Source organism: Rhodococcus sp. IEGM 1302 (genome assembly GCF_030056935.1).
Taxonomy (GTDB): Bacteria; Actinomycetota; Actinomycetes; order Mycobacteriales; family Mycobacteriaceae; genus Rhodococcus_F; species Rhodococcus_F qingshengii.
Window position 1 is genome coordinate 24,294 of the sequence record NZ_JASHKY010000011.1, and the last position, 26,254, is coordinate 50,547.

25 protein-coding genes, 1 pseudogene and 1 riboswitch are annotated in these 26,254 nt (G+C 64.2%); of the genes and pseudogenes, 12 read left to right on the forward strand and 14 right to left on the reverse strand.

The window, feature by feature from the left end; translation table 11 throughout:
- Window positions 1-3: 3 nt before the first annotated feature.
- Window positions 4-969, reverse strand: coding sequence for a 5'-3' exonuclease (locus QM609_RS16935; RefSeq protein WP_003944862.1), 966 nt, complete (start codon window positions 967-969; stop codon window positions 4-6).
- Between the two features lie 37 nt (window positions 970-1,006).
- Between QM609_RS16935 and QM609_RS16940 the strand changes: the two genes are divergently transcribed.
- Window positions 1,007-2,143: a M24 family metallopeptidase gene (locus QM609_RS16940; RefSeq protein WP_047270523.1), complete on the forward strand. Its 1,137-nt coding sequence runs from the start codon at window positions 1,007-1,009 to the stop codon at window positions 2,141-2,143.
- Here QM609_RS16940 and QM609_RS16945 read toward each other — a convergent pair whose 3' ends face one another.
- On the reverse strand, window positions 2,144-2,569 hold the full coding sequence (locus tag QM609_RS16945) for a PPOX class F420-dependent oxidoreductase (RefSeq protein ID WP_007729859.1): 426 nt from the start codon (window positions 2,567-2,569) through the stop codon (window positions 2,144-2,146).
- A 30-nt stretch (window positions 2,570-2,599) separates the two neighbouring features.
- Here QM609_RS16945 and dprE2 point away from each other — a divergent pair, with 30 nt between their 5' ends.
- The 8 genes from dprE2 to QM609_RS16985 all read left to right on the forward strand — a co-directional run bounded on the left by dprE2 (window position 2,600) and on the right by QM609_RS16985 (window position 8,909).
- Window positions 2,600-3,361: a decaprenylphospho-beta-D-erythro-pentofuranosid-2-ulose 2-reductase gene (gene dprE2, locus QM609_RS16950; protein WP_050655279.1), complete on the forward strand. Its 762-nt coding sequence runs from the start codon at window positions 2,600-2,602 to the stop codon at window positions 3,359-3,361.
- Window positions 3,358-4,641 (forward strand): bifunctional cobalt-precorrin-7 (C(5))-methyltransferase/cobalt-precorrin-6B (C(15))-methyltransferase, encoded by a 1,284-nt coding sequence (locus QM609_RS16955; RefSeq protein ID WP_050655278.1) that lies wholly within the window; start codon window positions 3,358-3,360, stop codon window positions 4,639-4,641. The genes dprE2 and QM609_RS16955 overlap by 4 nt, the downstream gene beginning before the upstream one ends.
- Window positions 4,638-5,387, forward strand: coding sequence for a precorrin-4 C(11)-methyltransferase (gene cobM, locus QM609_RS16960; RefSeq protein ID WP_003944967.1), 750 nt, complete (start codon window positions 4,638-4,640; stop codon window positions 5,385-5,387). Before QM609_RS16955 ends, cobM begins: the two co-directional genes overlap by 4 nt.
- Window positions 5,384-6,157 carry a cobalt-precorrin-6A reductase gene (locus QM609_RS16965; protein WP_050655277.1) on the forward strand — a complete coding sequence of 258 codons (774 nt, stop codon included), beginning with the start codon at window positions 5,384-5,386 and terminating at the stop codon, window positions 6,155-6,157. The genes cobM and QM609_RS16965 overlap by 4 nt, the downstream gene beginning before the upstream one ends.
- 145 nt (window positions 6,158-6,302) lie before the next feature.
- On the forward strand, window positions 6,303-7,223 hold the full coding sequence (locus tag QM609_RS16970) for a HAMP domain-containing protein (protein ID WP_007729850.1): 921 nt from the start codon (window positions 6,303-6,305) through the stop codon (window positions 7,221-7,223).
- A gap of 159 nt (window positions 7,224-7,382) precedes the next feature.
- On the forward strand, window positions 7,383-8,024 hold the full coding sequence (locus QM609_RS16975) for a ScbR family autoregulator-binding transcription factor (protein ID WP_019748499.1): 642 nt from the start codon (window positions 7,383-7,385) through the stop codon (window positions 8,022-8,024).
- A 10-nt stretch (window positions 8,025-8,034) separates the two neighbouring features.
- Window positions 8,035-8,394 carry a VOC family protein gene (locus QM609_RS16980; protein WP_019748498.1) on the forward strand — a complete coding sequence of 120 codons (360 nt, stop codon included), beginning with the start codon at window positions 8,035-8,037 and terminating at the stop codon, window positions 8,392-8,394.
- The gene (locus tag QM609_RS16985; protein ID WP_081305394.1) at window positions 8,394-8,909 is read left to right on the forward strand and encodes a DUF1990 domain-containing protein; all 516 of its coding nucleotides are present in this window, start codon (window positions 8,394-8,396) and stop codon (window positions 8,907-8,909) included. Before QM609_RS16980 ends, QM609_RS16985 begins: the two co-directional genes overlap by 1 nt.
- A gap of 13 nt (window positions 8,910-8,922) precedes the next feature.
- On the opposite strand, the pseudogene ccsB reads toward QM609_RS16985, so the two are convergent.
- A pseudogene (gene ccsB, locus QM609_RS16990) lies at window positions 8,923-9,881 on the reverse strand (c-type cytochrome biogenesis protein CcsB).
- A gap of 274 nt (window positions 9,882-10,155) precedes the next feature.
- Here ccsB and QM609_RS16995 point away from each other — a divergent pair.
- On the forward strand, window positions 10,156-10,938 hold the full coding sequence (locus tag QM609_RS16995) for a dienelactone hydrolase family protein (protein ID WP_050655275.1): 783 nt from the start codon (window positions 10,156-10,158) through the stop codon (window positions 10,936-10,938).
- Window positions 10,939-11,351: 413 nt separating this feature from the next.
- Here the strand turns inward: QM609_RS16995 and QM609_RS17000 are convergent, their stop codons facing one another.
- The 7 genes from QM609_RS17000 to cobG form a co-directional block, all read right to left on the reverse strand.
- The gene (locus QM609_RS17000; protein WP_042450962.1) at window positions 11,352-11,942 is read right to left on the reverse strand and encodes a dihydrofolate reductase family protein; all 591 of its coding nucleotides are present in this window, start codon (window positions 11,940-11,942) and stop codon (window positions 11,352-11,354) included.
- A gap of 96 nt (window positions 11,943-12,038) precedes the next feature.
- Window positions 12,039-12,272, reverse strand: coding sequence for a hypothetical protein (locus QM609_RS17005; RefSeq protein ID WP_228232699.1), 234 nt, complete (start codon window positions 12,270-12,272; stop codon window positions 12,039-12,041).
- Complete coding sequence (locus tag QM609_RS17010) at window positions 12,269-12,673, reverse strand: nuclear transport factor 2 family protein (protein ID WP_003944882.1); 405 nt, start codon at window positions 12,671-12,673, stop codon at window positions 12,269-12,271. The genes QM609_RS17005 and QM609_RS17010 overlap by 4 nt, the downstream gene beginning before the upstream one ends.
- Window positions 12,670-13,029, reverse strand: coding sequence for an HNH endonuclease (locus QM609_RS17015; protein ID WP_076948440.1), 360 nt, complete (start codon window positions 13,027-13,029; stop codon window positions 12,670-12,672). Before QM609_RS17015 ends, QM609_RS17010 begins: the two co-directional genes overlap by 4 nt.
- Window positions 13,030-13,055: 26 nt before the next feature.
- Window positions 13,056-14,543: a precorrin-3B C(17)-methyltransferase gene (cobJ, locus tag QM609_RS17020; protein WP_030536355.1), complete on the reverse strand. Its 1,488-nt coding sequence runs from the start codon at window positions 14,541-14,543 to the stop codon at window positions 13,056-13,058.
- Window positions 14,540-15,166 (reverse strand): precorrin-8X methylmutase, encoded by a 627-nt coding sequence (locus QM609_RS17025; protein ID WP_007729839.1) that lies wholly within the window; start codon window positions 15,164-15,166, stop codon window positions 14,540-14,542. Before QM609_RS17025 ends, cobJ begins: the two co-directional genes overlap by 4 nt.
- Window positions 15,167-15,185: 19 nt before the next feature.
- Window positions 15,186-16,328 carry a precorrin-3B synthase gene (gene cobG / locus QM609_RS17030; protein ID WP_050655274.1) on the reverse strand — a complete coding sequence of 381 codons (1,143 nt, stop codon included), beginning with the start codon at window positions 16,326-16,328 and terminating at the stop codon, window positions 15,186-15,188.
- Window positions 16,329-16,379: 51 nt separating this feature from the next.
- Window positions 16,380-16,512: riboswitch (cobalamin riboswitch) on the forward strand.
- A 39-nt stretch (window positions 16,513-16,551) separates the two neighbouring features.
- On the opposite strand from cobG, the gene QM609_RS17035 reads away from it, so the two are divergent.
- Window positions 16,552-20,172, forward strand: a complete 3,621-nt coding sequence (locus tag QM609_RS17035; RefSeq protein ID WP_283337316.1) for a cobaltochelatase subunit CobN — start codon at window positions 16,552-16,554, stop codon at window positions 20,170-20,172.
- 39 nt (window positions 20,173-20,211) lie between these two features.
- Here the strand turns inward: QM609_RS17035 and QM609_RS17040 are convergent, their stop codons facing one another.
- On the reverse strand, window positions 20,212-21,867 hold the full coding sequence (locus QM609_RS17040; protein WP_082238998.1) for a GMC oxidoreductase: 1,656 nt from the start codon (window positions 21,865-21,867) through the stop codon (window positions 20,212-20,214).
- Window positions 21,868-22,070: 203 nt separating this feature from the next.
- Here QM609_RS17040 and QM609_RS17045 point away from each other — a divergent pair, with 203 nt between their 5' ends.
- Window positions 22,071-22,451 carry a PPOX class F420-dependent oxidoreductase gene (locus tag QM609_RS17045; protein ID WP_050655272.1) on the forward strand — a complete coding sequence of 127 codons (381 nt, stop codon included), beginning with the start codon at window positions 22,071-22,073 and terminating at the stop codon, window positions 22,449-22,451.
- A gap of 7 nt (window positions 22,452-22,458) precedes the next feature.
- Here QM609_RS17045 and QM609_RS17050 read toward each other — a convergent pair whose 3' ends face one another.
- Genes QM609_RS17050 through QM609_RS17060 form a run of 3 tightly spaced genes read right to left on the reverse strand, consistent with a single transcriptional unit; the run spans window position 22,459 to window position 26,239 of the window.
- Complete coding sequence (locus tag QM609_RS17050; protein WP_037131792.1) at window positions 22,459-23,364, reverse strand: TIGR01777 family oxidoreductase; 906 nt, start codon at window positions 23,362-23,364, stop codon at window positions 22,459-22,461.
- Entirely contained in the window at window positions 23,364-24,722 is a 1,359-nt protein-coding gene (locus QM609_RS17055) for a metallopeptidase TldD-related protein (RefSeq protein ID WP_003944802.1), read from the reverse strand. Before QM609_RS17055 ends, QM609_RS17050 begins: the two co-directional genes overlap by 1 nt.
- Window positions 24,719-26,239, reverse strand: coding sequence for a TldD/PmbA family protein (locus QM609_RS17060; RefSeq protein ID WP_003944822.1), 1,521 nt, complete (start codon window positions 26,237-26,239; stop codon window positions 24,719-24,721). Before QM609_RS17060 ends, QM609_RS17055 begins: the two co-directional genes overlap by 4 nt.
- Window positions 26,240-26,254 lie beyond the last annotated feature (15 nt).

Genomic DNA, 26,254 nt, shown 5'->3' on the forward strand with positions numbered 1-26,254 from the left:
GCCCTATTGGTCGGAACGGCCTGCCGCCGCAGCCTCGAGCGCGGCGGCAAGCCGGCCGGCCGAGCGCTCGATGTTCAGCGAGGCCGCCACTTCCTCGAGGCGTGCGGGATCGACGGGGGTCGCCGGGAGTCGGTCGTCCTTCGAGAACTGAACGTCCGCGTCGCGAACCACTCGTACGACCGGCAACGCAGCATCAAGGTAAGCCATTGCCTCAGGTGAGGTCAGTTTTGCGCGAATCCCCTTGGCCATATCCGATTCAGGATCAGCTGCGGCCGCCCGAAGTCCGGCCAACGAGCCGTAACGGAGCATCAGTGTCGACGCAGTCTTCTCACCGACACCCTTGATGCCGGGTAGACCGTCGGAGGCGTCTCCGCGCAGTACCGCGAGTTCGGCGTAAGCCTCGCCCGCACGGTCACCGGGGACTCCGTATTTCTCCGCAACCTCGACCGGTCCGAAGAGTTCCGCCTTGGACAGGCCACGGCCCACGTACAGGACACGGACGGGCACGTACTCGTCGGTGACGACCTGCAGTAGGTCTCGGTCACCACTGACGACGACGGTGAGATCTTCGCGCTCGGTGGCGGCAAGCGTTCCCAGTACGTCGTCGGCTTCGAGTCCGACTGCACCCGCCGTCGCGATACCCGCTGCAGCGAGCACGTCCATGATCATGTCGACCTGAGGCGTCAACGTGTCCGGAACTTCTTCGGACGCACCGTCAGAGCCTTCCTCGACGCGATGCGCTTTGTACGTCGGGACTGCATCGACGCGGAACTGCGGTCGCCAGTCCAAGTCCAGGCACACGGCGAGACGACTCGGCTGGTGTTTGGTGATCAGGGAAGCCACCATGTCGGTGAAACCGCGCACGGCGTTGACAGGTCTTCCGTCGGGATCGACGAATGACTCGGGCAGCGCGTAGAACGCACGAAACCACAGGCTGGCACCGTCGAGGAGAAGCAATGGCCCACTCATGGTCACCATCCTGCCAGTCGGCACTAACCTGTAAGCCATGACGTCTCCAGCCGAACAGGATTCCCGATTCTCCAGCGCCGTGTACGGCGCACGTATCGCTCGCGCCGCGGAGTTGGCTCGATCAGCAGGACTCGACGGTCTGGTGGTGACTCCAGGTCCGGATCTGCGGTACCTGACGGGTTCTCGGGCTGACTCGTTCGAGCGCTTGACCGCGTTGGTCATCGCCGCGGACACGGCGAAGGCGTCCGTCGTACTTCCTCGGTTGGAGTTGGCGTCGCTGAAGGAATCGGCAGTGGGCGATCTCGGGTTGACCGTCCTCGACTGGGTCGACGGTGTCGACCCGTATGCGATTGTGGCGGCGCAACTCCCGACCGGCGCGAAGGTTGCGGTGACGGATGCGATGCCTGCGCTGCATCTGATCCCGCTCGCAGACACCTTGGGCGCGTTGCCGATTCTCGCCACCGGCGTCTTGCGCGAATTGCGGATGGTCAAGGACGGCGCCGAGATCGAGGCATTGCGGCGAGCCGGTGCGGCCATCGACCGTGTTCACGCCCGCATGGCCGAGTTCTTGGTCGTCGGACGTACGGAAGCTGAAGTAGGCGAAGCGATTTCGGTGGCGATTCTCGAAGAGGGGCATACCGAGGCCGCGTTCGTGATTGTCGGTTCGGGCCCGCACGGCGCCGATCCTCATCACGAGGTTTCGGACCGGGTGATCGAGAGCGGCGATATCGTGGTCATCGACATCGGCGGACCGGTCGAGCCCGGATACAACTCGGACTCCACTCGCACGTACAGCATGGGGCAGCCTTCCGCGGAGGTTGCCGCACAGTTCGCGGTACTCGAGGCGGCGCAGCAGGCTGCGGTCGATTCGGTGCGGCCAGGAGTCTCCGCAGAATCCGTGGACGTTGCAGCCCGCGAAGTGCTTGCCGCACAAGGGCTTGCAGAGGTATTCGTTCACCGCACCGGTCACGGTATCGGGCTGTCCGTGCACGAGGAGCCGTACATCGTCGAGGGCAACACCATCGAACTCGTCGAAGGTATGGCCTTCAGCATCGAACCGGGAATCTACTTCCGCGGCAGTTGGGGTGCCCGTATCGAGGACATCGTCGTCGTGACCGCCGACGGTTGCGAGTCGTTCAACAACCGTCCGCACGGCCTGACTGTCCTCGCCTGATCAGCTTTTCTTGAACGCAGCGGACCCGAGTATGCGTGTGACGTCGATTTCGATGACCACGCGCGCGGGATTGACCCGTGGCTGGCGGTACCGCTCGGCATAGCGCCGAACGGCGTCGGCCACGGAGTCCGCGTCGGTGAGCACGCGTGCCGGCCCCTCGAGCGTGAGCCAGCGGCCACCGTCGACCGAACTGACGGCGGCGTATCCGCCACGCGCTGCGTTGATCGCCTTCTGTGAGCCACCGCTGGTGATCACGCGCGCTTTTCCGGCTTCCTGGTCCCAGGTGAACCCGACGGCAACGACGTGTGGGGTGCCGTTCGGACGCAACGTCGTGAGTGTCGCGAGGTGGTATTCACCGACGAACTTCAGCCCGTCTTCAGTGAGAGTCTGCTGTGACGATGGCGTGGTGGAGGGGGTGAGCGTCATGCCACGACGGTAATCCAGGACACTGGAGCGGTGACTGCGGGTGCGAACGTGAATGACATCGAGACGGTACTGCTCCTCGGCGGACGAAGTGAGATCGGCCTCGAGATCGCGGTCAGGCTCGCGCCGGGCCGCAACATCGTTCTGGCTGCCAGACGCAGCGGAGAGCTGTCGGAGCAGGAGCAGATGCTCAAAAACGCCGGCGCTGTCGACGTCTCCACCGTCGAGTTCGACGCCGACGCCGTCGACACGCACGGAGAGCTCCTGGGCGCCGTAGTCGCCGAGCACGGCCGGATTTCGATTGCAGTGCTGGCCTTCGGGATTCTCGGCGATCAGGCGCGTGCCGAAACCGACGCGGCGCACGCGGTCGCGGTGGTGCACACCGACTACGTGGCTCAGGTCAGCATCCTCACGCATCTCGCGGAGATCATGCGCGGACAGGGAACCGGAAAGATCGTGGTGTTCTCGTCCGTCGCCGGCGTCCGGGTTCGCCGCGCCAACTACGTCTACGGGAGCGCAAAGGCCGGCTTGGACGGTTTTGCCAGCGGCCTCGGCGACGCGCTGCACGGTTCGGGCGTGCAGTTGATGCTGGTACGGCCCGGGTTCGTCATCGGCAAGATGACCGAGGGAATGTCGCCTGCCCCGATGTCGAGCACTCCGTCGCAGGTCGCGGACGCCGTCGTGCGGGGACTGAACTCCGGGGCGACGCGTGTGTGGGTACCGCGAATTCTGCAGCCGGTGTTCTTCGTCATGCGGCTTCTGCCTCAGACGATCTGGCGCCGGATGCCGCGATGACCACACACCCGGTGGTGATCGTCGGCATCGGCGCCGACGGCTGGGATGGGCTGTCCGAGAGCGCAAAGGGCGCAATCCTGGGCGCGGAGGTCCTGATGGGGTCGCCGCGCCAATTGGACTTGGTCCCGGCGACACATCTCGGGGCACGGCGTGCGCCCACCAGGCTGACCTGGCCGTCTCCGATGATTCCGGCGTTGCCGTCGATGTTCGCCGAGAACGCGGACCGCAGAGTATGCGTGCTCGCCAGCGGTGACCCGATGTTCCACGGTCTCGGTGTCACATTGGTCAGGCTGCTCGGCGCGGACAACGTGCGAGTGATCTCCCACCCGTCGTCGGCGGCGTTGGCGAGCGCGCGAATGGGATGGGCATCGGCCGAGATCGACGTCGTGAGCCTGGTCAACCGAGACTCGGCGACAGTATTGGCTTCCGTGACTGACGGTGCGCGACTGCTGGTGTTGAGCAACGGGCGCTCGACACCGGGGGAGGTGGCACGTCTGTTGTCCGGCGCGGGCTTCGGTCGATCGATCGTGACCGTGCTGGCCCAGTTGGGCGGGGCCGGGGAATCGCGGACCGTCATGGTCGCAGACGAGTGGGATCACGCGGACGAGGACGTGGACGCGTTGAACGTTCTGGCCGTCGAGTGCATCGCGGCCGATCCTCTCTTGCGGCTGACTCGAATCCCGGGGCTACCGGATGCTGCTTTTGTCGGCGACGGTCAGATGACGAAGCAGGAGATCCGTGCGTTGACGTTGTGCGCGCTTGCCCCGGCGCCGGGAGAACACCTCTGGGACGTGGGCGGTGGGTCGGGAACCGTCGCCATCGAGTGGATGCGAACTCACCCACGTTGCACTGCAACAACATTCGAGAAGGTGGCGAGCCGCGTGTCGCAGATCGGTGCCAATGCACTCAATCTCGGCGTGCCCGCGTTGAACGTGAAAGGGGCCGCGCCGGAGGCGTTTGCGGACGAAACTCGACGTCCCGATGCGGTGTTCGTCGGCGGCGGCGTCACGCAACCGGGAATGCTCGAAGCGTGCTGGGAGCAGTTGAGCGTGGGTGGTCGTCTGGTCGCGAACGCCGTGACCGCCGAGTCCGAATCGTTGCTGCTCGGCTGGATGAGTCGCCATGGTGGGACGCTTCGACGCTTTCAGGTGCAGCGCGCCGAGCCGTTGGGAACGTTCAACGTTTGGCGACCGCAACTTCCGGTGGTCCAATGGTCCGTCACAAAACGTCAGCCGTCTGCAGGCGCAGACACAGATACGCCGGAGGAATCCACACAATGACCGTTCATTTCATCGGTGCGGGTCCCGGTGCGGCAGATTTGATCACTGTCCGCGCGCAACGGATCATCGCTGCGAGCCCTGTGTGCTTGTACGCAGGCAGCCTTGTTCCAGCGGAGTTGCTCGAGTGGTGCCCGGTCGGAGCTCAGGTCGTGGACACTGCTCGGCTGAGCCTGGACGAGATCACCGCGATTCTTGTCGAAGCGGATTCCGCTGGGCTGGACGTCGCGCGTTTGCATTCCGGTGATCCGTCGATCTTCAGTGCAGTGGCAGAGCAAGCTCGTCGCCTGGACGCCGCAGGAGTCGATTTCGACATGATTCCCGGTGTTCCTGCATTTACCGCGGCTGCAGCCGCGCTGGGGCGCGAGCTGACTGTCCCAGGCGTCTCGCAGACCATTGTTCTCACCCGAGTCTCCACCTTGTCGACGGCGATGCCGGAGGGCGAGGATCTGCGGTCCCTCGGCCGCAGCGGCGCGACGATGGTGATTCACCTCGGCGCTCATCGCATCGAACAGATCGCATCCGAGTTGGCCGACAATTACGGCGAGGACTGCCCGGTCGCGGTGGTCGCCTTCGCCTCACGGCCCGAGGAGATCGTTGTTCGAGGCACTTTGAAGACGATCGTCGAACTTGTTCATGCGGCCGGCATCACGAAGACGGCCGTCGTGATCGTCGGCCGAGTGTTGACTGCGGAGGGGTTTCCGGACAGCTACCTCTACTCGGCAGCGCGCGAGAGAAGCACACACTGACCTCGACAGGTACTCGTCGCCGCGTACTCCTGCTCGGCGGCACAGGCGAAGGTCGAGTGATCGCTTCTCGCTTGGCCGGTTCAGCCGACCTCGAGGTTGTCACATCGCTGGCCGGCCGGGTTCGTGATCCTCGATGGCCGGAGGGGGAAGTGCGTATCGGCGGGTTCGGGGGAGCCGAAGGGCTGTCGGAGTGGTTGTCGGCCAATGATATTCGTGCAGTGCTCGACGCCACGCATCCGTTTGCCGCTCGCATCACCCAGAATGCGTTCGAAGCGTGCCTTGCGAATTCCGTGCCGTACGCCATGTACCGACGCCCGCCCTGGCGCGAGCAACTCGGTGACACTTGGCTTCCGGCACACGATCTCGATCACGCCGCAGAGTTGGTGCCGACGGTCGGCTCACGCGCTTTTCTGACGATCGGGAGGCAAGGAGTTTCGGCGTTCGACCGCGTGAAGAGCGTCTCGTTTCTCGTGCGCTCGATCGATCCGCCTTCAGGGACATTGCCGCCTCACGCGCAATTGCTGCTCGCACGTGGTCCATTCGACATCGAAGCGGAAGTCGATCTGATGCGAACTCACAGCATCGACGTCGTGATCACCAAGAACAGTGGCGGCGAGCAGACGTACGCAAAGATCGCCGCAGCCAGGCAATTGTCGATCCCGGTGATCGTCGTCGAACGACCACCGATCCCGGCGACCGTCCCGGCATTCGATACCGAAGCCGAGGCGATGGACTGGCTCACGGCTTTCGGTCGTGGAACGGCGCTGTGAGGCCGACATCGCGTTCGCTTCAGGTTCGTCTAAGGTTCCGTGACCATACTGGAGGGATGTTGGGATTTTTCGACGCCGCACTGCGGGACCGCGCATGAGAGTGTCGGTTCCCGGAATGAGCCGTCGAAAACCATCGGGAATTCACGTGCGGACGCTCCATGCTCGCGTGAAATTGCTGACTGCAGGCCTGGTGGCGATCGCGGTGATCGTGTCGGCGTCGGCGGTGTACATAGTGTTCAACGCGTATTTGCAAGGCAACGTCGATCGACAACTCGAGCGCACGAGTGACGCGATCACCGACACCGTCAATTTCGGCGGTGTCACACCGGTTCTGGGATTGACGGCCGGCGCGGATACAGCGGTCATCCAGGCGGTGGGGCTTCTTACTGCCGACGGCGCCTTGGTGACGGCGACTCCCGGTCTGCCGCCGTTCAGCACGAGCGCAGACGCCATCAGGTCGATCGCAGACGGCAATTCGTCGCAGACAATCGCGACGGTTGATGCGTATCGAATTCTTGTCGAGCCCTCGGTTGCGGGCCAGACTTTGGTTGTCGCGCAATCCCTGGGGCCGACGCGTTCGGTACTCAAGCGACTGGCAGTGGTGTTGGCGGCACTCGGGGCGGCCGGAATCGCCCTAGCTTACGCGGCCGGAGATGCTGTGGCACGCACAGGATTACGGCCGATTGCGCGACTTACTGCGGCGACGCGGCGGGTCGCCGAAACGGATGATCTTGCGCCGATCCCGGTGACCGGTGACGACGAGTTGGCGTCGTTGACAGTCAGTTTCAATCGGATGCTCGGGACGTTGTCGGAATCGCGGGCACGCCAGAGAAGTCTGATCACCGAAGCGGGCCAGGACCTTCTGGCTCCTTTGACTGCACTTCGCACCAATATCGAGTTGTTGATGTCTTTCGATACCAAGTCCGGCGCGATTTCCGAGGCGGATGCAACGCAGCTGCGTGAGGAAATCACCGACCAGATGATGGAGTTGACGCTCCTCGTCGGAGAGTTGGTGGACCGTGCGCGGGTTGACGAAAGCACGTTGGGGAGAGGAGATTCCCTCTAAATCGGACGTCTGACCAGCGACTTTGTTGCATTCGTAATTGAAGCAATGGAAGGAGCGCTGGTAATGTGGGGCAATTGTGAAGTTTTTGGGTATAGCTGGAGTGTGGCGCGAACCGTGGGGTTTGCTGGGCGGGGGCCTTTGGAGGACGAGAGGGATTCAGTGGTCAAGCAAGCACGCGCCGAGCTGACTCGGCAGCAAATCGTTGCCGGCGCGGCCGCGCAGTTCGAGAAGACTGGTTACGGCAGCACCAGCATGGCCGACATAGTCTCGGGGGCCGGTACTACCAAGGGCGCGTTGTATTTCCATTTCGCGTCGAAGGACGAGCTCGCGCAATTCATCATTGCCGAACAGCATCGGCTCTCGATCGAGTCGGTGCAGGCGATTTCCGCGACGGGCAAGGACCCGTTGGAACAGATGATCATGCTCACGCACGAAATGGCACGCCAGATTGTCGACGAGCCGATCGTTCGCGCGGGCATTCGCCTCACGCTGGAACTGAGCACGTACGAGGGGCCGGTGGAACCGTACGCCGAATGGATCTCGGCAATCACCGATCTCACCGCCAGAGCTCAGGCGGAAGGTGAAATCCGAAAATCGGTCAGCGCAGAATCGTTCGGCAGGTTCATGCCCTCGGCATTCACGGGGGTACAGCTGGTTTCGAACGTTCTCACCCGACGCTCGGATCTTCCGGATCGTGTCGACGAGATGTGGCAGATCCTGCTTCCGGGGATCGTCAGCGACGAACTTTCCGGTGACATCGAGCGCCTCGTCAAGTCGCGGTGGACTCCGGCGGCGGCGTAGCCTGCGGGACATGGCCGTCACGCGGATAGTTTCGGATCTGTCGAGTAGTTCGCTCGAGGCCGCGCAGCGCTTCTACACCGAAGTGCTGGGCCTCGAAGTTGTCATGGATCACGGGTGGATCGTGACGTTGGCTTCGCCGACGGATCCGTCATTGCAGATCAGCGTCATGACGCACGACGCTCATGCGCCCGTAGTACCGGACGTCTCCGTCGAGGTGGACGATCTCGACGCGGCGTACGAGGCCGCGGTGCAGCGCGGCGACACCATCGTCTATCCCGTCACCGAGGAGCCGTGGGGTGTCCGCAGGTTCTTCGCTGCCGACCCCGACGGCCACGTGATCAACATCCTCAGCCACCGACGCGAGCAATGATGGCGTCCCGCCCGGGCGGGCTGACGTACCTCGAGGTGGGCGCAACGTCAGGCGTTCTCCCCGCCGGCTATCACCACGTTCACGAGAGCGCGACGGTCGGATCCGGACGGGAGGATTTCGAGGTTGCCGCTCGAACCGTCGCGAATTGGGGAATGCACCGCGGAGCCGGACTGGCCGTACGGACGGCAGCCCCGACCGCCGTGGCGGGTCAGGATGCGACTTTCGGACTCGGTCCGGTAACTATCCCCGTTCGGATCGTCTATGTCGTAGACGAACCCAATCGCAAGGGCTTCGCGTACGGAACCCGCGCAGGCCACCCCGAATGCGGGGAGGAGTTGTTTGTCGTCCAGTTCGACGAGACCAGCCAAGCGGTTCGTATCGAGATCGTCGCATTCTCCAAGCCTGGAACGTGGTGGGTACGTCTCGGCGCTCCGATCGGACGTCGAGTACAGGCGTTTGTCACGCGCCGCTACATCCGTGCCGTCCGCCAGAGCGTCGCCCGATCGCGGGTCTGACCCGTTGTAGGCGTCAATTCAATCCAGCGTACGAATGCAATCCCGACACGACGTAGTTGATCGCAAACATGTTGAAAAGCATGGTGGCGAGCGCAGCAACATTGATCCATGCCGCACGCATGTTCTTCAACCCGGCGGTAGCGCGCGCATGGAGGTACGCGGCATAGAGAACCCAGGAGATGAACGAGACCGTCTCCTTGGGGTCCCAGCCCCAGAAACGTCCCCACGCGGCCTCCGCCCAGATCGCCCCGCAGATCACCCCGATGCTGAACAACGGGAACCCGACGACCGTTGTTCGGTAGGCCACGCGGTCAAGCAATTCGGATGACGGCAGTCGTGCCGCAATCCAACGCAACGCGCGTTTCTTCGACTGCGGGCCCACCTCGGCAATCATGAAAAGTGCGCTGACCGAACTTGCGAACGTAAGGATGCCGGAGGCGGCGACGATGATCGTGACGTGCACGCCGATCCAGTACGAACGAAGAGCGGGTACGACCGGCGCTGCCTCGGCATACATGCTTGCGGCGGCGACGAACAGAAGCACCACGGTGGGTGACAGAACGAAGATGGTCAACGATCGAATCGGGTACCGCCGCAGATGACCAGCCAGCATGCCACCAATGCCGCGCTGAGGAAAAGCGCGTACTCGTAGAGGTTTCCGAGAGGCCATCGGTGCGTCGAGATGCCGCGAAGTGCAAGCGCGGTGACGTTGAGGACCAGGGCGACGACGATGAGAGACATGGCAGCGCGACCCGCACGATGGGCGCGGGTTCGATTCGGCAGCAATGCGATCCGGCCGGGCAATGCAGGATTCGATGCACTTCCGGCATGTGCGAGTGCCGGTCGCACCGTGGCAGAGAGGGGTGTGCTGGAGAAGTCGACGACGGAAAGAACCAGGGCGAGAACGTAAATCGCGAAAGACGACGCGAAGGCGTAGTCGCTGTACTGCGCGAGAACTGGATCGACCGACATCAGACTCCTCATAACGACCGGTTGGTTGTCATTTGGAATCTACTACACACGATCGTAGAACTGGCAGGGCCGTCTGTCGGATCAGTGGCCCGGAAAATGATTGGACGAGCTTCGGTTGGGGTTGATAGCTTGTGCGAGACCGTGACAACACGCCAGGAGGTGAGACCCATGAACGCTGTAACCATGTGGGTGCTCCCACTCGTGTTCACGGATCGGCGATTGACGTAGGTGTCGCCGGGAGCGCCCCGAGTAGGCAATCCCGAAAGGTAACACCATGCAATCCAATTCTCCGACCATCGAATTCACTTCCGAGACAACGTCGAACGGTGTCATCGAACGCCATTTCGTTGTAGACGACATCACCGGCGTGCTCTGGTCACTCGCGTCCGGATCTGTCGAATCACCACTTCTGCTGTCCGGGCACTCCGGCGGCATGCACAAGAAGGCGCCGGGACTTGTTGCCAGCGCACTCCACAGTGTGAGCTCCCACGGGTTCGCAGTCGCCGCGATCGACGCGCCCGGACACGGCGACCGGCCGCGGAACACACAGGACGAACAGTGGGTCGAGGCGATCCACCAGGCTAGGGCGGCCCACGAACCGATCGCCCCGATCGTCGTCGAGTACAACCGATCGTTGGCGGAGCGTGCAGTGCCGGAATGGCAGGTGACCATCGACGCTCTGCAAACGCTGCCCGACGTCAACGCCGACGCTCCGATGGGCTTCGGCGGCGTGTCGCTAGGGGTCGTGACCGGGCTGATGTTGGCCTCGGTCGAGTCTAGGATCGCTGCCGTGAGCTTCGGGGGAGTTTTTGTGGACGACTCCCTCATCGAAGCGGCACGAAAGCTCGCGGTCCCGGTCGAGTACCGGATCCCTTGGGACGACAAGGATTACGACCGCACGTCGGGGATAGCGTTGTTCGATGCCTTCGGCTCGAAGGAGAAGACGCTGCACGCCTACTCGGGCAGGCACTATCCGGTGCCCGACTACGAGCGCGACAGTTCGGCTCGGTTCTTCGCCCGCCACCTCGGCGGGAGCGGTGGCGCTCCTGTGAGCTGACGTGAACACGTATCGGCGTCCGGCCTGTGTCGGACGCCGATACGATTTTGATCCTTCGCTCGCTAGAAGCCGTCCAGCTTGGCCATTTTTGTTGAGGCGCGCGAGGGCGCGCGCAAGCATGGCCCTCGACCGGGGGTGCTTACAGCTCGAGGTGCAGTGCCCGTGGAATAGGGGGCCAGAGTGTTCGATAGCGACGAGTGGTCCTTACGGTCCGCCGGGCGGAACGAACTTGTTCGTGATCCAGTTCGATGCTTCGATCTCGTTGAGGATTGTCCGGAGACTTCGGTGGCTAATGCTCGTGCTGTGCCGAGTGTCCGGTCAATACCGAACATCGAACAAGACTGGAAACTTTCTCGTGTCCGACCTGAGGCGACGACATGTCTTTCAACCGCGCATGTCCAGCCATGCGTCGACTAACCGTCCGATACCTGACCTGGGGGCGGTACTTGAGTGGGCCGATATCGCACGGCGACTGCACCCGACTGGAACTCGTGGCGATCGACGAGTTCGAGTTGGATGCGCTCGTGCAGACCGGCGAGCAACGTCGGTCCGTGTCCGGCAAGGACCGGTTGCACAACGAACTCGTACTCGTCGATCAGTCCCAGGTCTGCCAATGCCAGGGGGAGTGTCACGCCGCCAACCCACAGACCTTCGCCGGGCTGCTCCTTGAGCCGTTGAATCGCTGACCCCAAGTCGCCTTGCACGAGTTCGGCATTCCAATCGACCCCGCTCAGCGTGCTCGACACGACGTACTTCTTAGCCCGGTCCATTGCCTCGGCGAACGGGATCTCCCACTCGTCCATCCAGTCAGGCCACGCCCCCGTTGCGGGCCGCCGCCACGCCGACTCCATCATCTCGTAGGTCACCCGGCCGAACAGCAAGGCATCGGCTCGTTCCATCTGAGCGGTCCAGTAGCGCATCGACTCCTCGTCGGGTGGGAGCCCCGCCTCGTGATGGCAGCAGCCGTCGAGTGTGACGTTGATCGAGTATCGAAGTGGTCTCATCTCGTTGTTCTCCCCTGATAGGCGCAGAGTGACAGCACCGGACCGTACTCAGACTACTGCCGGGCCGTCGGTGTAGATCAGGTTCGGGACCTGGAGTCACGCGGGGGTCGACCGAACAGTAACCAGACGAGCGCACCGAGTACAGGCACCGCGATCACCAGTGCCGATCACCAGTGCCGACCACCAGAATTTGCCGCCCGAGCGTTCGAAGTCAGTGCGCACGATCGCCACGAGCGCGCTAATCGTGATGAAGATCCAGGCAAGAACGAAGGCGGTGAAGGTGATGTCCATCCAAAGCGGAATGGTGGGGTTGGGGGTCGATTCGTTCACGCTTCCAAACCACTTTCGACGACTGTGCCTTGATGAAACAACACGCTCCATCGATTCTCGGTGAACCGCCAGATGGATGATCGCTCGGTAACTCGTTGCGCTTGCGCCAGCCGGTACGTCACCAGATACGTGTCAGGTGCAATCCGGCTCAGCGCGGGTCGGTCAACCCTCCATCCGAGTTCGGCCGCGTCGTTCACTTCGCCGCGGAGTCGCCGGGTCTCGACTACGGACTGCACGTAATCGCGGGTGTACCGCGCACCCGAGGCTCCGATCTCCCGGAACTCCGGGTCGACGACCGCATCGAACTCGTCTCGTGACATCGCTACTCGAGTTCGGTGAAACAGAGGTTCGAACTCCATCAACTCGTCGAGGATCGGGCGCAACTCGTGCGGAGTCGTCACGACTGCTCCGAGAACTGCGCCCTCATCTCGATCCCTATCTCCGCGTGTCGCAGGAGGAAGGCCTTCTCGTCATACCCCTTGCGCCGCAACCAGAGAGTGACCTCGCTGTTGCATTTGCTTGCATTGCACGAGCGGCACGCCGGTGCGATGTTGTCGAGTGTGTAGCGCCCACCGCGGGAGATCGCCAGCACGCAGTCACGTTGCGGCGACTCGTCCGACTCGCCGCAGTACGCGCAGCCACCCCAGGCCGCTTTGAGCGCGGACCACTGCTCGACGGACAGATCGTGCTCCACCAAATCCATCCGGCGTTTCCGTTTACGCGCGTATCTTGCTTTCCGGGTCCGGTTGACGGGCATGACGCCATGCTATCGCCGTGCGGCGTTCACTCCGGGTAGCGCCGCGGGGTGAACACCTGACGGCCCGAACCGGTTTCGACGACGGTTGTCATCGACGAACCGACGATGAGCAGCGTCCGCATGTCGATCTCGGAAGGCTCGAGCTCGCCGAGGGTCACGACGCGAACTGATTCCTCGGCACCGGCAACATCGCGGCCGATGACGACGGGAGTCTCGGGGGAGCGGTGCTCGAGCACGAGGTCCTTCATGGCTTGGACCTGCCACGTCCGGGACTTCGACGCCGGGTTGTAGACCGCAAACGCCATGTCCGCGGCTGCAACTGCCGAGATACGGCGCGCGACGACATCCCACGGCTTGAGGCGATCAGACAACGAGAGCACCGCGTAGTCGTGCCCGAGGGGAGCACCGACGCGACTGGCGACAGCGTTTGCCGCCGTCATGCCGGGAAGGATGCGGACCGGCACGCCGCGCCACTGGTCTTCGGCGGCAACTTCGAGAACTGCTGCAGCCATGGCGAATACGCCGGGATCTCCCGACGAGACGACAGCTACACGGGCGCCGTTCTTCGCCAGGTCCAACGCCATCGCGGCGCGTTCCGCTTCGACGCGGTTGTCGCTGGAATGGCGACGCTGGCCCGGACGCGTCGGCACGCGATCGACGTACGGGCCGTAGCCGACGAGGTCGGTTGCCAACGAAAGCTCATGCGCCACTTCGGGTGTGGTCCAGGCGGTGTCGCCCGGCCCGAGTCCGACCACGACCACCTCGCCGCGAGACTCGGTCGCAGGTCGAGGGTTGTTCGACGGGCTCGGAACGATGGCGATCGAAAAGTACGGAACTCCGTCCGGGTCGACCTCGGCAGCGGATTCGACGCGTTGACGTGTGGTGCTCGCGCGCTCGACGTAGTGGGCCTCGCCGAGGCGACCGGAATCCTCGAGCGATTGGAGGACCGGTGGGAAGGTACGTCCGAGCTTGAGGATGGCCGCGGCGTCGGTTTCCTTGAGCCGCCTGGTCAGCTCGGCCTGCGGCAACGTTCCGGGCAGGATCGTGAGGATCTCTTCACCCTCGACCAGCGGCTTTCCGAGTGCAGCAGATGCCGCGCTGACGGAGGTGACGCCGGGAATCACTTCGGCGTCGAAGCGATCGGCCAGTCTCTTGTGCATGTGCATGTAGGAGCTGTAGAAGAGCGGATCGCCGGCGGCGAGCAACGCGACGGTTCGACCGGCCGCGAGGTGAACTGCCAGCCGTTCGGCAGCTGCTTCGTAGAACTCGTCCATCGCGCCCTGGTATCCGCCGGGATGATCAACGGTCTCGGTGGTCACGGGGTAGACGAGGTGTTCTTCGATCTGTCCTTCGCGCATGTACGGCGCTGCAACTCCGCGGGAGATGCTCTTGCCGTGCCGCGCGGAGTGGAACGCAACCACATCGGCCTCGCCGATGACGCGGGCGGCCTTGACGGTCACCAATTCGGGATCGCCGGGGCCGATACCGACACCCCAGAGCTTGCCTGCACTCATTCGACTTCGCTCGCAATCGCATTGACGACGGCGGCGGTGATCGCGCTGCCGCCGCGTCGGCCGCGGAGAACGAGATGATCGATCCCGCTGGCGTGTTCGATGAGGGCTTCCTTCGACTCGGCAGCGCCGATGAAGCCGACCGGACCTCCGACGATGGCGGCCGGACGGGGTGCGCCGGCTTCGATGAGGTTCAGGAGATGGAACAGTGCGGTGGGTGCGTTTCCGATCGCGACAACAGCGCCCTCGAGCTTGGCTCCCCACAGTTCGAGAGCAGCCGCCGAGCGAGTGTTGTCGATGGTCGACGCCAGCACGGGAACCCGCGGATCGCCGAGGGTGCAGATGACGTCGTTGCCGGCGGGCAGACGCTTGCGCGTGATGCCGGCAGCCACCATCTGGGCGTCGCAGAAGATCGGCGCGCCGTCGCGCAGAGCTGCGCGCGCAGCCGAGACGACACCGGGTGTGAAGGCGACGTCGTCGACGAGATCGACCTGGCCACTTGCATGAATCATGCGCACTACAGCTTGCGAGACATCCGCCGGGAAACGGCTCAGGTCGGCTTCGGCCCGAATGGTGGCAAAGGACTGGCGATAGATTTCCGCGCCGTCACGGATGTACTCGATCATGTGCCACACGATAGAGGCATCACCGATCGGGCGGATTCACCCGGTAACCGTCACCCGTCGCGATCACATCCGCTACGTCCCCGCGGGGACGTCCGCAGCTGCGGTCGCACCCGGCCCAGTGCTGGCGCCCGACAACCGGAAGTTCTGCCTGCTCGACGGCGGTGATCGCGTCGGCGCGCACGTCGGCGAGCGACTTCTCGCATCCCGGACTTCCGGTGCAGGCGGTGACCTCGAGCCACGGTGAGTTCTCGTCGAAGATCAACCCCATGGGTGCCAGCACCCGGACTACCTGCTCGGCTGCCCATTCGTCGAGGTCGAAGATATGCACCGATCGCCACGGCGTCACGACGACGGGCTTGTCGACGGCGGCGAGGAACTCGGCCAGCCGAGCGTCGAGCAGTCCGAATCGCAGGCCGCCGCCCAGAGCTACGGTCCCGTCGCGCTGCTCGAGCCAGCCGATAGTGGGCCGTGCATCCGGCGTGAGGTCCGCCGCAACGGTGGACTCGGCGCTCAGACCCAGCTGCTCGAGGGTGCGTTCGATTCCGTCCGGAACCTCGGCCAGGCGCCAGTGCTTGTCGCGGACGTCGAGGAATGAACGAGCCGCCGCGAGGAGCAATTCGACGGCGTCGTCCGCCTGGACGAGATGAGTGGTGCGGTGACCGGCGAGCACCAGTGAATGCTCGGTGGCGCTGCGCGCATGGAGTCCGAAATCGCCCCGTAGCCCGGTGATGTCTCCGCGCCCGTCGTCGAGGGTGAACAGGGTTCGCCCTGGCAGATCTGCCAATGCTTGATCCGCTTGGATCGCCGAATCGAGACGGTGGACCAGTTCACGAATGTCGGCGACGCCCCCGATACGGCCGGACAGTGGGGACGCGAGGATGTTGCGCACTCGTTCGTGCGTCGCGGACGGCAGCAGACCGGCCGAAGCGATACGCGCCGCGAAGGCTTCGGGGTCCGAGACCGAGCGCAGTTGTACGTTGCCCCTCGAGGTGAGTTCCATCTGCCCGTTGCCGAGATCGCGCGCTGCGTCGGCGAGCGTCTGCAATTGGACCGGGGTGAGGAGTCCGCCGGGTAGGCGCACGCGTGCCAGTGCGCCGTCGGCGGCGTGGTGAACTTGCAGTGCACCCGGGCACGCGTCTGGCTGTGAACGGTCCGTGGGCATGGCTCCAGGGTACGACCTGTCATGAGTGCCTTCTGCGGACCGGTAGCATCACCACCACCAGTGACGGCAGTTGAGGAAACCGGTGAGAGTCCGGTGCGGTCGCGCCACTGTGAGTGTTGCTCGAGCGGGACGTGTTTCCGCTCGGAAACACGAGTCAGACCCTCAACCGCCGTCGATGACAGATCTGTGCCACGGGGCGCGAAACCCCAGGAAGGCTTCACCCGTGATTCTTCTGCTCTCCACGTCCGACACCGATCTGCTGAGCGCCCGCGCCAGCCAGGAAGCCGGCGACGGCGTCTCCTATCGCTGGGCCAACCCCTCACGCTTGCTGGTCTCGGAGGACTTGCCGCCCTTGCTCGACGGCGTCGACCTCGTGATCGTTCGTATCCTCGGTAGCCGTCGCAGCTGGGAAGACGGCCTGGACATGGTCCTCGCCTCCGGACTCCCCGTAGTCGTTCTCGGCGGCGAGCACGCGCCGGACGCCGACCTCATGGAGTGCTCGACGGTTTCCGCCGGTGTCGCTGCCGAGGCTCACAACTACCTGACCGAGGGTGGCGCACAGAATCTGGCACAGCTGCACCACTTCCTGTCCGACACCGTCCTGCTCACCGGCCACGGGTTCGAACCGCCGGCCCACCTGCCTTCCTGGGGCATCGCTGATTTCGCGCCCGATCTCGACTCGGCGAGCGGTCCGGTCATCGCAGTTCTGTACTACCGCGCCCAGCATTTGGCCGGAAACACCCGGTACATCCAGGCGTTGTGCGACGCGGTCGCCGAGGCCGGTGGCACCGCGCTGCCGATCTACTGCGCATCTCTGCGAACCGCAGAAGCCGAACTTCTGAGCACGCTCCGCCGCGCCGACGCCATGGTCGTGACAGTTCTTGCTGCCGGTGGCACGAAGCCCGCGACCGCGTCCGCCGGTGGCGACGACGAAGCCTGGGATGTCGCCGCACTCGCTGCGCTCGACGTCCCCATCCTGCAGGGCCTGTGCCTGACCAGTAGCCGCGCCACCTGGGACGAGAACGACGACGGACTGTCGCCTCTCGACGTCGCGACCCAGGTCGCGGTGCCGGAATTCGACGGCCGCATCATTACCGTCCCGTTCTCCTTCAAGGAAATCGACTCCGACGGACTGTCCACGTACGTCCCCGACGTCGAGCGCGCTGCCCGTGTCGCCGGGATCGCGGTCCGTCACGGCAAGCTGCGCCACATTCCCACCACCGAGCGTCGCGTTGCTCTGATGCTCTCGGCGTACCCGACCAAGCACGCCCGCATCGGCAACGCCGTCGGTCTCGATACTCCGGCGAGCGCAATCGACCTGGTCACCGAAATGCGTTCTGCCGGTTACGATCTCGGTCCGGTCGACGGTCCGGACGCAGTTCCCGGCCTGGCGGCGAAGGACGGCGACGCGCTGATCCATGCCCTGATCGCGGCCGGCGGACAGGATCCCGACTGGCTCACTGCCGAGCAGCTCGAGGGCAATCCGATCCGCATCTCGGCAGCGAAGTACCGCGAATGGTTCGCCACCCTGCCCGAGGAACTGCGCAGCGGTGTCGAAGAGCACTGGGGCGCAGCGCCCGGAGAGCTGTACGTCGACCGCTCGCAGGATCCCGACGGCGAAATCGTCATCGCGGCACTGCGATTCAACAACATCGTCCTCATGGTCCAGCCGCCGCGGGGATTCGGTGAAAAGCCCGTCGCGATCTACCACGACCCGGATCTGCCGCCGAGCCACCACTACCTCGCGGCCTACCGCTGGATCGCTGCAACACCGGACAACGGCGGATTCGGCGCCGACGCCGTTGTGCACCTCGGCAAGCACGGAAACCTCGAATGGTTGCCCGGCAAGACACTCGGCATGTCGAGCAACTGCGGCACCGACGCGGCCCTGGGCGACCTGCCGCTGATCTACCCGTTCCTCGTCAACGACCCGGGTGAAGGAACACAGGCAAAGCGTCGCGCCCACGCGACTCTCGTCGATCACCTGATCCCGCCGATGGCCCGCGCCGAAAGCTACGGCGACATCTCCCGTCTCGAGCAACTGCTCGACGAGCACTCCAACATCTCCGCACTGGACCCGTCCAAGCTGCCGGCCATTCGCCAGCAGATCTGGACGCTGATGCGGGCGGCCAAGATGGACCACGACCTCGGCCTCGCGGAGCGTCCCGAAGAAGACGTGTTCGACGACATGCTCCTGCACGTCGACGGTTGGCTGTGTGAGATCAAGGACGTCCAGATCCGCGACGGTCTGCACATTCTCGGCCGCGCACCCGAGGGCGACGCCGAAATCGAACTGGTCCTGGCCATGCTCCGTGCCCGTCAGATGTGGGGCGGCGAACAGAGCGTCCCTGGTCTGCGCGAAGCTCTCGGGCTCAGCGAAGACGGCGACGAGTCCCGCAACCGTGTCGACGACGTCGAGGAAAAGGCGCACGGTCTGGTTCGCGGCATGTACGACGCCGACTGGAACCCCGCTGCGGCAGAACAACTCAGCGACGACGAGACCGTCGTGAAGATCCTTCAGTTCGCGGCCACCGAAGTGGTTCCACGCCTCCGACAGACGAACAACGAGATCAAGCAGGTCCTGCACGCGCTCGACGGCGGCTTCATCGCCGCCGGCCCGAGTGGGTCACCGCTGCGCGGCCTGATCAACGTGCTTCCCACCGGTCGTAACTTCTACTCCGTCGATCCCAAGGCAGTTCCCTCACGACTGGCGTGGGAGACCGGTCAGGCGATGGCCGAGTCGCTCGCCGCTCGATATCTCGCCGATCACGGCGAGTACCCGCGCTCGGTGGGTCTGTCCGTGTGGGGTACCGCCGCCATGCGTACCTCCGGCGACGACATCGCCGAAGTGTTCGCGCTCCTCGGTGTTCGCCCTGTCTGGGACGAAGCAAGCCGACGCGTGGTCAACCTCGAGGTCATCGATCTCGACGAGCTCGGCCGCCCGCGCATCGACGTCACCGTCCGCATCTCCGGATTCTTCCGTGATGCGTTCCCGCACGTGCTCGCACTGCTCGACGACGCTGTTCAGTTGGTCGCCGCATTGGACGAGACGGACGAGCAGAACTACGTGCGCGCCCACGCGCAGGCCGACCTTGCCGAGCACGGCGATGCCAGGCGTGCGACCACCCGCATCTTCGGTTCGAAGCCCGGAACCTACGGCGCCGGCCTGCTGCAACTCATCGACTCCAAGACCTGGCGCGGTGACGACGACCTCGCCGAGGTGTACACCAACTGGGGCGGCTTCGCGTACGGCCGTGGGCTCGACGGAATGCCGGCAGCTGACGACATGCGCAGTGCTTACCGTCGAATCAACGTGGCGGCCAAGAACACCGACACGCGTGAGCACGACATCGCCGATTCGGACGACTACTTCCAGTACCACGGCGGCATGGTTGCCACCGTGCGCGCGCTGACCGGAAAGTCGCCCGAGGCATATATCGGCGACAGCACTCGACCGGAATCGGTTCGCACACGCACACTTTCGGAAGAGACCGCACGTGTCTTCCGGGCGCGCGTGGTCAATCCCCGCTGGCTCGACGCGATGCGCCGTCACGGGTACAAGGGTGCCTTCGAGATGGCAGCCACGGTCGACTACCTCTTCGGGTACGACGCCACCACCAACGTGGTCGCGGACTGGATGTACGAAAAGCTCGCCGAGACCTACGTTCTGGACGAGCAGAACCAGAAGTTCATGACGCAATCCAACCCGTGGGCACTACACGGAATCGCCGAGCGGCTCCTCGAAGCCGCCGAGCGCAACATGTGGGAGCACCCCGAGCAGAAGACGCTCGACGGCTTGCGTCAGGTGTACCTCGAAACCGAAGGCGAGCTCGAGGGGGAGTAGACCTCGAGCATCACCGGCAGATCCGGGCGCTGAAGTGAGTCAGCGTCCGGACTTGATGATCTGAGCGATGTTCCGCTCCGCCAGAGCAGTGATGGTCAGTGACGGGTTGACGGTGCCGGTGCTGCCCGGAATAGCGGCGCCGTCCATCACGTACAGGCCGTCGTAGCCCTTGACTCGCCCGTAACCGTCGGTGGCCTTGCCCAGAACCGCACCGCCTAGGGGATGCGCGGTGAACGAGGAATTGACGTCCTTCGCGAACGGCAATGCCGACGGCAGCGTGGTGCCGGCGAAGGCCATCTTGTTCTGGACGGCGCGTAGTGCGTCGACGGTGGCGTCGTTGCCGTTCTTCGGCCAGTTCAGCACCACCCGATCGGAGCCGCCGTCGTAGGCGAAGTCGGCGCGCTGCGAGTCGAGGGTCATCCCCAACGTTCCGAGCATGCCGATGTTGACGGGTAGGCCGGGGACGTACCAATTTTCCAGGGAGAGTGGCATTCCCGACTCGTCGACGATGCGTGATGCCGACGGTGCGGCTTGCGCAGTGCCGTCACTGAAGCCGAACGAGCGCACCATCCCGGCGTCGCCGTTCGTTCCCCAGCCCTTACCGACGTGTTCGTTGAGGTTGGGCAGCGCGCCCGTCGCCTGGGCGCGTACCAACAGTTCGGACGTGCCGATCGAACCGGCGCCGAGGAACAGACGGTCACAGGTAAGAGTCTTCCGGGCCAGAACGCCACCCGTCGGATCCGTCGATTCGACGTCGACGACGTAGCGTCCATCACGTTCGCGACTGATCGCGAGCACCTGATGTCCGTAACAGACGGTGGCTCGTCCGGTGGCTTCGGCGGCAGGAATGTAGTTCTGTGTGAGGTCGAACTTCGCGCCGTTGGAGTTACCCATGTTGCTGTCACCGACAGTGGCCGAGGCTCGGGTTCGGCCGTCGAGTTCTGAGCGCACCACGTCCCAGTTCCAGATCCCGTCGATCCGCTGCGGATCGAATCCGGCACGACGAGCGTCCTGATCCCAACGACGCGAGTGACCGAAGTTCGGGGTTTGGTAAATGTCTTCGGGCAACGGGCTCAGACGCAGCATCTGGCGCACTTTGGGGTACCAGGTGGACGCCATCTCGTCGTAGTCGAGGGAGTTGCCGAAGACTGCGTCGAAGAATCGGCGCTCGGGCGCGATCATCACGCCGGTGAAGATGATGGAACCACCGCCGACTGCAGCGCCGCGCCAGACCGAGATGTGTTCGTAGTCGGTGGCATCGAGGACGCCGCTGAAGTAGTCGCACGCCACGGGGAGTCCGGTGAGGTTGGTGAACGATGTTCGCCGGAAGACTCCGCGGCCGTCGGCCAGCATGTCGGAGGTGTGAATCTCCCGTTGCGGATCGTGGGGCCACCGAAGTCCGCGTTCGAGGATGGTGATCTGGGTGCCGCTCTGCGCCAGTCTGAGGGCGGTGGCGCTTGCGCCGAATCCGGACCCGATGACGATGGCTTCGGAATGCTCCGGGGGAGTAGGAGAGGGTGCGAACAACTCGGGGACGAGCGCGCGGTAGTGATCAGCACCCATCGGAAGCGCCCGCAGTGGTGCGGGGGTGGCGTGGCTGGTCGACGTCGAGATGAGCGGTGTCGCGGCGGCAACTGCTGCCCCCGCCCCGGCGGCTTTGAAAAAGTCACGACGCTGCATGTCACGGCGCTGCATGTGTAAGTTCGACTCCCCAGTTCGACGGTTTGCCTTAGAATAACTCGAGATGGAGTTCGAGGACGAAACGGCGTGTCCGACGTCAAGAAGAACCGGATAAAACGTGCATAAGTGGCACTTCCCGGGTGGTACTGATCGGTCGCCAGATAGTCGCGGAAACCTGTCGATGTTCAGCGAGAGGCGCTCGCACCTATCCTCGAGGAGTGAACTCCGACTTCAAGCGCGTCTCCGAGGCCAAGTACGTCCTACTCACGACCTTCCGCAAGGACGGAACGCCGGTGGCGACTCCGCTCTGGGCCGCGCCGGACGGCGACAAGCTCCTGATGTGGACCGCCACCGATTCCTACAAGGTCAAGCGGATCAGGCGAAACCCGTCGGTCACCGTCGCTGCGTGTGACGCTCGGGGAAATCCCAAGGGTGAACCGGTGGCCGCCGTCGCCGAGATCCTCGACGGACCGGGCACCGATCATGCTCGCGACGCGATAGCACGTCGGTACGGAATCCTCGGCTGGATCACCATGAAGGGCAGTCTCCTTCGCCGCGGCAAGACCGGAACGATCGGACTTGCCGTCACTGCAGCCTGACCGCGCGTCAGTTGCCGAGCAGATCGTCCAACGCTGAGTCGAAGCGCGGATAGGTGAATGTGAAGCCTTTGTCCGCCAACACTTTCGATACGGCTTGACGACCCGTCAGGCCCAGGGCAGCGTCGCTGCGAAGAAGGAACGCGCCGATTCTGACCATGAAAGCGGGTGTCGGCGGCGCAGGTGGCCGGTGAAGGTGCTTGCGCAGCCCGGCCATCAGTTCTGAATTGCGGACGGGATCCGGAGCCGTCGCGATGACCACGCCCGAGGCAGCCGAATCGGGTTCGAGTGCCCAACGAACGATCGACAGCCAGTCCTCGATGTGAATCCAACTGGTCCACTGCCTACCCGAGGCGACGCGTCCGCCCAGACCGAGACGCACGAGCAACAGCAGTCGCTCGAGCGCCGGTGTGCCCTTCTCCAACACGACACTGGTTCGCAGGATCACCACTCGTGACGCGTTTGCACCCTCGACCGCTGCCTCCCAGTCCTTTGCGACGTCGGTCATCTGAGGTGGCCCGTCAGCGAGGGGAGAATCCTCGTCCAATCGTGCCTCACCCGCATCGCCGTAGATCGCGAGCGTGCTCGCCTGGATCCACACCGGAACAGGGTTCGCCAGTAGTTTCGACGCTTCAACCAGCGCGCGGGTCGGATCGACTCGGGAACTGGTGAGCAGTGCGATGTTTGCCGGGGTGGGTCGGCGATCGACCAACTCGCCGGCCAGATTGATCACCGCGGCGCCGTCGAGTTCTCCCGCCCAGTCGCCCACCGTGACACCGTCCCACTGAACCTGCCTGTGCCTGCCGGGTTTCGGTGAGCGAGTCAGGACCACGACGTCATACCCACGGTCCGCGAGATCGTCGCTGATCCGGCGGCCGAGAGCACCGGTGCCGCCGGCGATCACGACCTTCGTCATCACTGCGCCTGGCTGACCGAGGACATGTGGAAGTCGGGAATCCGCATCGGCGGCATGGCCGTGCGGGTGAACCAATCTTTCCACTCCCGGGGAAGCGTGATCTCGGTACGTCCAGCCTCGGTGACCCGCCGCAGGAGATCGAGCGGACTCTCGTTGAAACGGAAGTTGTTGACGGCGCCGACGATCTTGCCGTCCTCGATCAAATACACCCCGTCACGGGTGAGTCCGGTCAACAGCAGCGTCGTCGGATCCACCTCACGGATGTACCAGAGGGTTGTGAGCAGTAGACCCTTCTCGGTACCTGCGATCATGTCCTCGATCGAGGTGTCGTCACCACCGGTCAGGATGAGATTGTCGCCGGGAACTGCCACAGGTCGACCGAATTCTCGTGCAGCGTGGCGCGGGTACGCCAGCGCATTGACGACGCCGTCTCGGACCCAGTCGACGGGTTCGATCTCCATACCGTTGTCGAACAGTGAGACGGATTCACTCGACGACGTCGTGATCACGAACGGCGCGGATTGCAAGCCCTCGGCGCCGGGGTCGGAGGTGAGTGTCAGTGGCAATCCGAGCTTCTCGCCGATCCGGGTACCACCGGTGGTGGACAGTGCGGTGTGGCCCTCTTCGGCGCCGCGACCCTCCATGGTCCACATCAGATAGATCATCAGGTCCGCCACAGCCGACGGCGGAAGAATTGTCTCGTAGCGGCCGGCAGGCAGACTGACGGAGTTACCCGCCCAGTCGAGTCGAGTGGTCAACTGCGACAAGAGCTTCGGTATCGAGATATCGCTGAAATCGACAGTTCCGGATCCGACCCAGGCGCTGGCGTCGCCGCGCTTGCCGTTGATTTCCACGGAGCCGGTGGCCTGAGCCGTTCTACGTCGCACGCCCGTCGAGGTGCCGAGCCAGGTGGTGTGCAACTGGTGGTGAGCGAAGCCGAACAACTGGTCGCCGCCGTCGAAGCCCTTCGCCAGGTCGGCAGCCAACTGAGCAAAGACACCGATGTCGGTCAGGGCGGCCGGCAGGTCCCAGTCGGTCTCTGCCGCCGACTGCGTGATCAGGTCGGACGCGTCGTCAGCCGGAGTGGCTGTGCGCGCAGCTTCCTCGCTTGCCTGTACGAGTACGGAAATCTGCTCCGGATCGACACTGCTGGAACTGACAGTGCCCACCTTCGCGATGTCACCCTCGCGCACGATCGAGATCACCGTCCACGTCCGGGACAGCGAAACTCCGTTGGTGGTCATCGAATTGTTGGCCCACCGCAGCGACGCCTCACTCGCATCGGTCACGATCACCAACGATTCGTCTACCGTCCTCGCGGCCAATGCACGCTCGACGACCTGCTGCGGATCGATCACTGCTGAGCCTCCGAACGAGTATTGAGGATGTTGACTCCGCGGAACAGAGCGGACGGGCAGCCGTGGCTGACCGCCGCAACCTGACCGGGTTGCGCCTTGCCGCAGTTGAACGCCCCCTGCAGGCGCCAGGTCGACTCACCGCCAACGGCTTCCATCGAGCCCCAGAAATCCGTCGTCGTCGCCTGATACGCCACGTCGCGCACCTGACCGTCGAGCTTTCCGTCACGGATCTTGAAGAACCGCTGACCGGTGAACTGAAAGTTGTAGCGCTGCATGTCGATCGACCAGGACTTGTCACCGACGACGTAGATGCCGTTCTCGACTCGCGAGATCAGGTCTGCAGTCGAGGTGTCCGTAGAAGGGTCGGGGGAGAGCGAGACGTTGGCCATTCGCTGGATGGGAACGTGATGTGCGGAGTCGGCGTACGAGCAACCGTTGGAACGCGTCAGCCCCAGCCTCGGCGCGAACACGCGGTCTAGTTGATACCCGACCAGTGTTCCCTCTGCCACCAGATCCCACCGTTGAGAGGCGACGCCGTCGTCGTCGAATCCGACGCTGGCCAGGCCGTGCTCTTCGTTTCGGTCGGCGGTCACGTGCATGAGTGGCGTTCCGTATTTCAGCGTTCCCAGCTTGTCCGGCGTCGCGAACGACGTACCGGCGTAGGCCGCTTCGTAGCCGATCGCGCGGTCGTATTCGGTGGCGTGTCCGATGGATTCGTGGATCGTGAGCCACAGATTGGTCGGATCGATCACGAGGTCGGTCGGACCCGCTTCGACGGTCGGTGCCTTGGTCTTCTCGGCCAGCCACTCCGGGATCTGCGCGAGCTCATCGCCCCAGTTCCATGTGCTCTCCGCCCCGAGGTACTCCCATCCGCGGCCTACCGGCGGCGCCAAGGTGCGCATCGATTCGAAGCTGCCGGCCGACTTGTCGACGGCGGTCGCCTCGAACTCGGGGTGCAGACGCACCCGTTGCTGGGTGATCGACGAACCGGCCAGATCCGCGTAGAAGGTCTGCTCCTTGACCTGGAGGACACTCGCCGTGACGTGATCCACGCCGTCGGCGGCTTGAAGCCGTCCGGAGTAGTCGACCAGCAGGCCTACCTTCTCGGCCGTCGGTGTCGCGAAGGGATCTTCGAGGTACGGCGACACCCACGTCGCGTCGGCGTAGACGGGCTCGTCGGCGAGGGTGACCGGATCCCGATTGAGCGAGCGCAATGCCTTCGCGACCTCGACCGCTTGGCGTGCCAGCGCAGCAGCGACATCGGGGGACACCTCGGCGTGCGAGGCGAATCCCCACGTGCCGTCGACGATCACACGGACGGCGACCCCGATCTCGTCTCCGTCGGACACCGCCTGAACTACGCCGTCGCGCAACCTGATCGACTGTGTGAGCACGCGGTGGACACGAACATCGGCGTGCTGGGCGCCGGCCGTTCTCGCTGCCGACAGCGCCGCATCAGCGACAGCTCGCAGCGGGAGGGCGAGGAAATCTGCATCGACATCTCGGGTGACGGTCACGCACACGACGCTAGC